This is a genomic window from Mycetocola sp. (genome assembly GCF_046716805.1).
Lineage (GTDB): Bacteria > Actinomycetota > Actinomycetes > Actinomycetales > Microbacteriaceae > Mycetocola_A.
This window is the reverse complement of the sequence record NZ_JBKJWH010000119.1, coordinates 1-7,075: the sequence shown is the minus strand read 5'-3', so window position 1 is coordinate 7,075 and position 7,075 is coordinate 1. Positions and strand designations below refer to the sequence as shown.

Sequence of the window (7,075 nt, the reverse complement as noted above, 5' to 3'; positions counted from 1 at the left end):
CCGCACTGGACGCCGACGCCCGCGGCGCTGACGGCGCTCGCGCTGACCGCCGGCTCGGCGTCGCCCGAGCGCATCGCCGCCGAGCGGGCGATCGACGCCGGCGGGCACGTGCCCGACCTCGCCCCCGTCAACAGCTGGAGCCCGGTCGTGCACGAGGTCGACCCCGTCGAGCTGCTCGAGGTCCAGCTCTGCAACCAGACCGCGCCGTTCATCCTGATCGGCCGGCTGCGCCCGGCGCTCGCTGCGTCGGCGGCGCGGCGCACGTACGTCGTCAACGTGTCGGCGATCGAGGGCCAGTTCAATCGCGGCTACAAGGGGCCCGGCCACCCGCACACGAACATGTCCAAGGCCGCTCTGAACATGCTCACGCGGACGAGCGCCCACGAGTTGCTGCTGCGCGACGGGATTCTCATGACGAGCGTCGACACCGGCTGGATCACCGACGAGCGCCCGCACCCGACGAAGGTGCGCCTGGCCGAAGAGGGTTTCCACGCCCCGCTCGACCTCGTCGACGGCGCCGCCCGGGTGTACGACCCGATCGTGCGCGGTGAGGCCGGCGAGGACCTGTACGGCTGCTTCCTCAAGGACTACCGCCCCGGCGCCTGGTAGCAGATTTCGATACGCGGGCTCGCACGCTTGGTCGCTACTCGATCAACGAGGAGGCGAAAACACCCGTCGCGGACGAGAACATGCGGCGTACCGGATGTTTTCGTCCGCAGCGGGTGAAGTCGTGCGGGCGGCGCGCGATCAGTCGCGGATGTGCGCCCCGAAGCGTTCAGCCGCGAGGGCAGAGCCGGCGAGCTTGGCTTCTGAGGCTTCCGCCGCGGTGAGCGTGCGATCCGGCGCCCGGAACCGCAGGGCGAAGGTCAGGCTCTTCGTGCCGTCCGAGAGGCCAGACCCACGGTAGTCATCGACCAGGCGGATGTCTTCAAGCAGCGACCCTGCACCCTCACGTACCGCCGCACCGACGGCTGCGGCAGGCGCCTCCACCGAGACGACGAGCGAGAGGTCCTGGGTGGCGGCGGGAAGCGTGCCGATCACCCCGGCGGTGAAGGACGCATCGGTCGACTCGAGCAGCGCATCGAGGTCGAGTTCGACAACGGCGACGACGCGTGGCAGATCGGAGTCGAGCGCAAGCTGCGGCAGCAGTTCACCGGCGAAGCCGATGGGACGACCACCGATGCGCAGTTCGGCTGTCCGTCCCGGGTGCAGAGCCTTGTGACTGCCCTGCAGGACCTCGATCGTCGCGCCTGTCGCCAGCCCGATCTGTCGAACGGCGGCGAGGGCATCCGCGATGCCGGAGGGGACAGCGGGCTGCCCGGGCTGCTTGGCCACGGCGTTGCCGAGGATGAGCACGCCGATGTGGCGGGGCTGCGGCGGGATGCCGGCGTTGAGCTCGGCGAGCTGCCCGTCGGTCGGCAGGGCGACGCCGGACGGGAGCTCGACCTGACCGTAATTCCTGCCGGCCTCCGGGGTGAAGACGAGCCCGACCTCGAACAGCGACAGGTCGGTCAGCCCGCGAGCGAGGTTGCGTTTCGCCGCCTCGATGAGTCCGGGCAGAAGCGTCGTCCGCAGGTACGGGGCGCTCGCGTCGAGGGCGTTGGCGACCTTGATCGCCGGCACCTCACCGTCGCTCGGCGAGCCGTACAGGTTGTTGTCTGCGGCGCCGAGAAACGGGAACGCGAGGATCTCAGTGGATCCGGCCGCAGCGAGAGTATCGGCCACCGTGCGGCGGATGCGCTGAGAGCGGGTCAACCCACGCCCGGCGGGTGCGACAGGCAGCACCGACGGGATCCGGTCGTAGCCCACGATGCGGGCGACTTCTTCGGCCAGGTCGGACTTGTCGGCGAGGTCGGGGCGCCAGCTCGGCGGCGTGACGAGCAGGGCACCGTCAGAGTCGGCGATCGTCGCGCCGATCTCCTCGAGCGAGCCGCGGATCTCCTCGTCGGTGTAGTCGACGCCGATCAGGGCGGAAACGTAACCGTTCGGGAACCGGATCGCCTCGGGCTCTGCCGGGTCCCCGACGACGCCGGCGACGGCATCCGCTGTTCCGCCGGCGAGTGAAACCATCAGCTCAGCGACGCGGGCTGCCGAGGCGACGGCGATTCGCGGGTCGACCCCGCGCTCGAACCGGCGGGAGGCTTCGCTGGGGAGCTTGTGCCTGCGCGCGGTGCGGGCGATCGACACCGGGTCGAAGTTCGCCGCCTCGATGAGCACGTTCGTGGTTTCGGCGCTCATTTCGGTGCGGGCGCCGCCCATGACGCCGGCGAGGCCGATGGCTCCGGAACCGTCGGTGATGAGCAGGTCCTCGAGGTCGAGGGCGCGCTTCTGCCCGTCGAGCGTCTCGAGGGTCTCGGTGGCGACGGCCCGACGTACGACGATGCCGCCGGTGAGGCGATCGAGGTCATAACCGTGGATCGGCTGGCCCAGCTCGAGCATCACATAGTTGGTGATGTCGACGAGCAGCGAGATCGAACGGATGCCGGCGAGCTTGAGTCGCGACACCATCCACGGCGGCGTCGGACGGGAGGCGTCGACGCCCCGCACGACACGGGTCGCGAAGACGCTCGCTCCCTGGCGGCCGCGGATCGGCGCAACGTCGTCGATCGCGACGGGGTAGCCGTCGCCGACCGGCGTGTTCAGTTCCTTCCGGGTGGCGGGGTCGCGGAATGCGGCACCGGTGGCGTGCGAGTATTCGCGGGCGACACCACGGATGGAGAACGCGTAGCCGCGATCGGGAGTGACGTTGATCTCCACTGCTGCGTCATCCAGACCGAGCAGTGCGATGGCATCCGTACCCACCTCAGCGTCGACACCGAGCGTCGACAGGCGCAGGATGCCGTCGTGCTCGTCACCGAGGCCGAGTTCACGGGTGGAGGCGATCATGCCATCGGAGACGTGACCGTAGGTCTTGCGCGCCGCGATCGGGAACGGGCCGGGCAGCACGGCGCCCGGCAGGGTCACGACGACCTTGTCACCGACGAAGAAGTTGTCGGCGCCGCAGACGACGCCGTGGATCGCCTGGCCACCGTCGGCGGCGAGTTCGCCGTCCGGGGCGACACGCACCTGGCACCAGCGGATGGTCTTGCCGTTCTTCTGCGGCTCATCGACAAACTCGAGCACCTCTCCGACGACGACCGGCCCGGTCACGTCGAAGCGGTGCACGTCTTCCTCTTCGAGGCCGACCTTCACCAGTGCGGCGTGGACGTCTTCGGTCGTCGATCCCGGTGCGAGATCGACGTATTCGGCGAGCCAACTCAGGGGCACCCGCATGCTAAACCACCATTCCAAACTGCTGTGAGAAGCGCACGTCGCCCTCAACCATCTCCCGCATGTCCTGGACGTCGTTGCGCAGCATCAGGCCACGCTCGATTCCCATGCCAAAGGCGAAACCGGAATACTCGTCCGGATCGATACCGGCCGCGCGCAGCACATTCGGGTTGATCATGCCGCAGCCGCCCCACTCGATCCATCGCGGACCGTGTTTGAACGTCGGGTGCCAGAAGTCGAGCTCGGCGCTCGGCTCGGTGAACGGGAAGTAGCTCGGGCGCAGGCGAATCTTCGCCTCATCGCCGAAGATCGACTTCACGAAGTGGTCGAGCGTTCCCTTGAGGTGCGCCATGGTCAGGCCCTTGTCGACGGCGAGGCCCTCGAATTGCATGAACACGGGCAGGTGCGTCGCGTCGAACTCGTCGGTGCGGTACACCCGGCCAGGGGCGAGCACGTAGACCGGGAGCTCACGGTCGAGCAGCGACCGGACCTGCACCGGCGAGGTGTGGGTGCGCAGCACGAGGTGCGACTCGGGCGGGTCGATGAAAAAGGTGTCCTGCATGGCGCGCGCCGGGTGGTCGGCGTCGAAGTTGAGCGCATCGAAGTTGAACCACTCGCTCTCGACCTCTGGTCCTTCGGCGATCTCCCAGCCCATTCCGGTGAAAATTTCGCTCACCCGATCCTGCAGCAAGGTCAGCGGATGCCGCGCGCCGGCCCGGTAGCGGCTGGCGAGTGCGGTCACGTCGACGGCTTCGGCGGCGAGCTGTGCGGCGTTCTCCACCTCGACGATTTCCTGCTCGCGGGCGGCGAAGGCGGCGTTGACCCGGCCGCGGGCCTGGCCGACGAGCTTGCCGAGCGGCGCCTTCTGGTCGGGAGCGACGGATCGCAGCATGCCGTTGAGCTTCGCCAGCGGCGAGGACTCACCGGTGTGCTCGGTGCGCACCTGCTTGAGGGCGGAGGAGTCGGCGTCAGCGGCGATAGACTTGAGCGCGGCCTCCACCGCAGCGTTCACTGTGGTTTCGGAAATTTCGGGAGAGTCGGACACGGGTCACAAGTCTACCGAGTGGCACAGCTAGACCCCGCCCTCCCCTTGCTGCCTCGCTGCTGCCGACGCCTGTGCGATCGCGAGTCCCGGGTCCACCGGGACGTCCGTGCCTGCTACGCCGCCCCGTCGGGCGGAGTCGGTCCGCCTCGACAACCAGCGGGCGACCCAGGACAGTGACAGGTTCATGAGCAGGTAGATCACGAAGGTGACCGCGAAAAGCGAGAACAGGTAGCGGCTCCCGTAGAAGCTGGCCAGGTTGTTCATGGTGGATCGAAGGAGTTCGAAGTACCCGACGATGAACCCGAGTGACGTGTCTTTGAGGAGCACGACGAGCTGCGCGACGATGATCGGGAGCATTTGGCGGAACGCCTGGGGGAACTCGATGAGCATTTTGGACTGCAGCTCACGCATGCCAAGGCTGAGTCCGGCTTCGCGCTGGCCCCGCGGAAGAGAGGCCAGCCCGGCACGGAGCGCTTCACCGATGATTGCGCCGTTATAGAGCCCCAGAGCCAGAACGACCGCCAGGTAGGAGCCGCTCGAGAACGCCAGGAGGATGAACAGCATCATCAAAAGCACGGGCATGCCGCGGATGAATTCGAGGGCTACGGTCGTCGGAATTCGGATCCACGAGGTCTTTGCCGTCCGCAGCAGGGAGAAGACGACACCGATCACAAGTGCCAGCACCGCGGCGGCCCCAGCCGCTCGCAGAGTGCCCATCACTCCGCTGCCGATGAAGGTCCAGACCTGAGGATCGATGAAGATGTTCCACCGGCTCGGGTCGAACATTCCGGGCAGGGTCAGTCCACCGGCCGCCGTGCGGGGCGCCGCAAGGATGCTGTAGAGGAAATACAGCCCGCCGAGCAGAAGCAAGCCGACAACGATGGACAGGATGATCGAGAGGCGTCTGGCTTTCGGCCCGGGTGCGTCGAAGAGAACAGAGCCGCTCATCGCGTCACCACCCATTTCTTTTCGAGTCTTGCCGCAAGGATTCCGAGAGGGATCGTGATGATCAGGTAGAACGTCGCGACGCCGAGCAGGACGGCAACGACCGCGTCGCCGTTCGCGTTGGCGAGCTCTTTACCGATGGTGAAAAGTTCGGCGACGAAGAAACCGCCCGCCACTGATGTGTTCTTGGTGAGCGCGATGATGACGTTGATGAGCGGCGGGATGACCATCCGGAACGCTTGTGGGAGCACGACGGTACCGATGGTCTGGCCGAATCCGAGACCGAGGCTCCGCGCGGCCTCCGCCTGACCGAGGGGCACACCGTTGATCCCGGACCGAAGGGCCTCGGCGATGAACGGCGACGTGTAAACGGTGAGACCGATTGTCGCGAGGGTGGCGAAATCGGTACGGACCCCGAGGTACGGCACGACCACCGCGCAGAAGAACAAGACGAGCGTCAGCGGGGTGTTCCGAACCAATTCGGTGTACACCGTCGCGAAGCCGCGAAGAGACGCCACCGGGGAGATTCTCATGGCCGCGATGAACGTGCCGATGATCAGGGCCCCAATTGCCGCGATTATCAGCAATTGCAGGGTCATCCCGAAGCCTGAGAGGTATCGAGGCAGGTTGTCAATGATGACGTCCATGTGGCCTCTTCCGTTTCTATGAGTGCACGTACTCACAAACGGGGCGGGAGAATCCCCGCCCCGTTTGTGTCCGGGTTGTTTAGTAGCGGTCTACAGCCGGCGGCTCGACGTACTCGAGCACGGTACCAGCGGTGCTGTTCCATGCTTCTTCGTACGAACCATCTTCGTAGGCTTCCTCGAGGACGTCGTTGATCCAGTCGCGGAACTCCGTGTCATCCTTGGCGAGACCGATACCGTACGGCTCCTCGGTGAACGGCTTGCCGACGACCTTGAACTCGCCCTCGTTCTGCGCGGCGAGGCCGGCGAGGATCACGTTGTCGGTCGACACAGCGACGACCTGTCCGGTGCGCAGCGGCTCCAGGCAGTTCGAGTAGGTGTCGGTGAGGACGGGTTCTGCGCCGATCTCGGCGAGCTTGGCCGCCGGGGTCGATCCGGTGACCGAACAGACCGGCTGGCCGGTGAGGTCCTTCTCGCTCTTGATGTCTTTATTGTCGGCGAGCGTCAGGATCGACTGGCCGGCCATGTAGTACGGCCCGGCAAACGAAATGACTTCCTTGCGCTTGTCGTTGATCGTGTAGGTCGCCACGACGATGTCGACTTCACCGGACTGGATGAACGGCTCGCGGTTGGCGGACTGAGTCTCGGTCCAGATGATGCCGCTCTCCGGAATACCCAGCTTGGAGGCGATGATCTTGGCGATCTCGACGTCGAAGCCCTGGGGGTCACCGCTCGCGTCGACCTGGCCGAACAGCGGCTGGTCGAACTTCGTGCCGATCGTGATCGCGCCGGCCTCGTTGAGCTCGGCCATGGTCGTGCCCGCCTCGAACTCGACGACCTCCTCTGTGGGCGTTTCCTCCTCGGTCGGCGCACCCGAGTCCACGCAGGCGCTCAATGCGAGAACACCGGAAAGGGCGATGGCTGAGATCATCAGGCTTTTTCTGAGCCGCATGGTTTCCTCCTGTTGCTGTGCTTCACACTCACCGGTCAGTGAGTGAGTACTTTCGAGAGGAAGTCCTTCGCTCTCGAACTCTGGGGGTCGGTGAAGAACTTCTCCGGCGTGGCCTCTTCGACGATCTCGCCATCGGCCATGAACAGCACGCGCCCCGCCGCCTTGCGGGCGAAGCCCATCTCGTGGGTGACGACGACCATGGTCATGCCGTCCTTGGCG

At 66.3% G+C, this 7,075-nt stretch carries 5 protein-coding genes and 2 pseudogenes; 1 reads left to right on the top strand and 6 read right to left on the bottom strand.

The window, feature by feature from the left end; all coding sequences use genetic code 11:
* Positions 1–609, top strand: a pseudogene (locus ACLQ62_RS09405) (short-chain dehydrogenase); the annotation flags it as partial.
* Positions 610–747: 138 nt separating this feature from the next.
* Here the strand turns inward: ACLQ62_RS09405 and pheT are convergent.
* The 6 genes and pseudogenes from pheT to ACLQ62_RS09375 all read right to left on the bottom strand — a co-directional run.
* Complete coding sequence (pheT, locus tag ACLQ62_RS09400) at positions 748–3,273, bottom strand: phenylalanine--tRNA ligase subunit beta (protein ID WP_411721384.1); 2,526 nt, start codon at positions 3,271–3,273, stop codon at positions 748–750.
* A 1-nt stretch (position 3,274) separates the two neighbouring features.
* Positions 3,275–4,315 carry a phenylalanine--tRNA ligase subunit alpha gene (gene pheS, locus ACLQ62_RS09395; protein WP_411721383.1) on the bottom strand — a complete coding sequence of 347 codons (1,041 nt, stop codon included), beginning with the start codon at positions 4,313–4,315 and terminating at the stop codon, positions 3,275–3,277.
* Between the two features lie 27 nt (positions 4,316–4,342).
* On the bottom strand, positions 4,343–5,263 hold the full coding sequence (locus tag ACLQ62_RS09390; RefSeq protein ID WP_411721382.1) for an amino acid ABC transporter permease: 921 nt from the start codon (positions 5,261–5,263) through the stop codon (positions 4,343–4,345).
* Entirely contained in the window at positions 5,260–5,907 is a 648-nt protein-coding gene (locus tag ACLQ62_RS09385; protein ID WP_411721381.1) for an amino acid ABC transporter permease, read from the bottom strand. The genes ACLQ62_RS09390 and ACLQ62_RS09385 overlap by 4 nt, the downstream gene beginning before the upstream one ends.
* 79 nt (positions 5,908–5,986) lie before the next feature.
* A complete protein-coding gene (locus ACLQ62_RS09380) occupies positions 5,987–6,856 on the bottom strand; it encodes a glutamate ABC transporter substrate-binding protein (protein ID WP_411721380.1) in 870 nt (289 codons plus the stop codon).
* A 35-nt stretch (positions 6,857–6,891) separates the two neighbouring features.
* Positions 6,892–7,075 (bottom strand): annotated as a pseudogene (locus tag ACLQ62_RS09375) (amino acid ABC transporter ATP-binding protein); the annotation flags it as partial.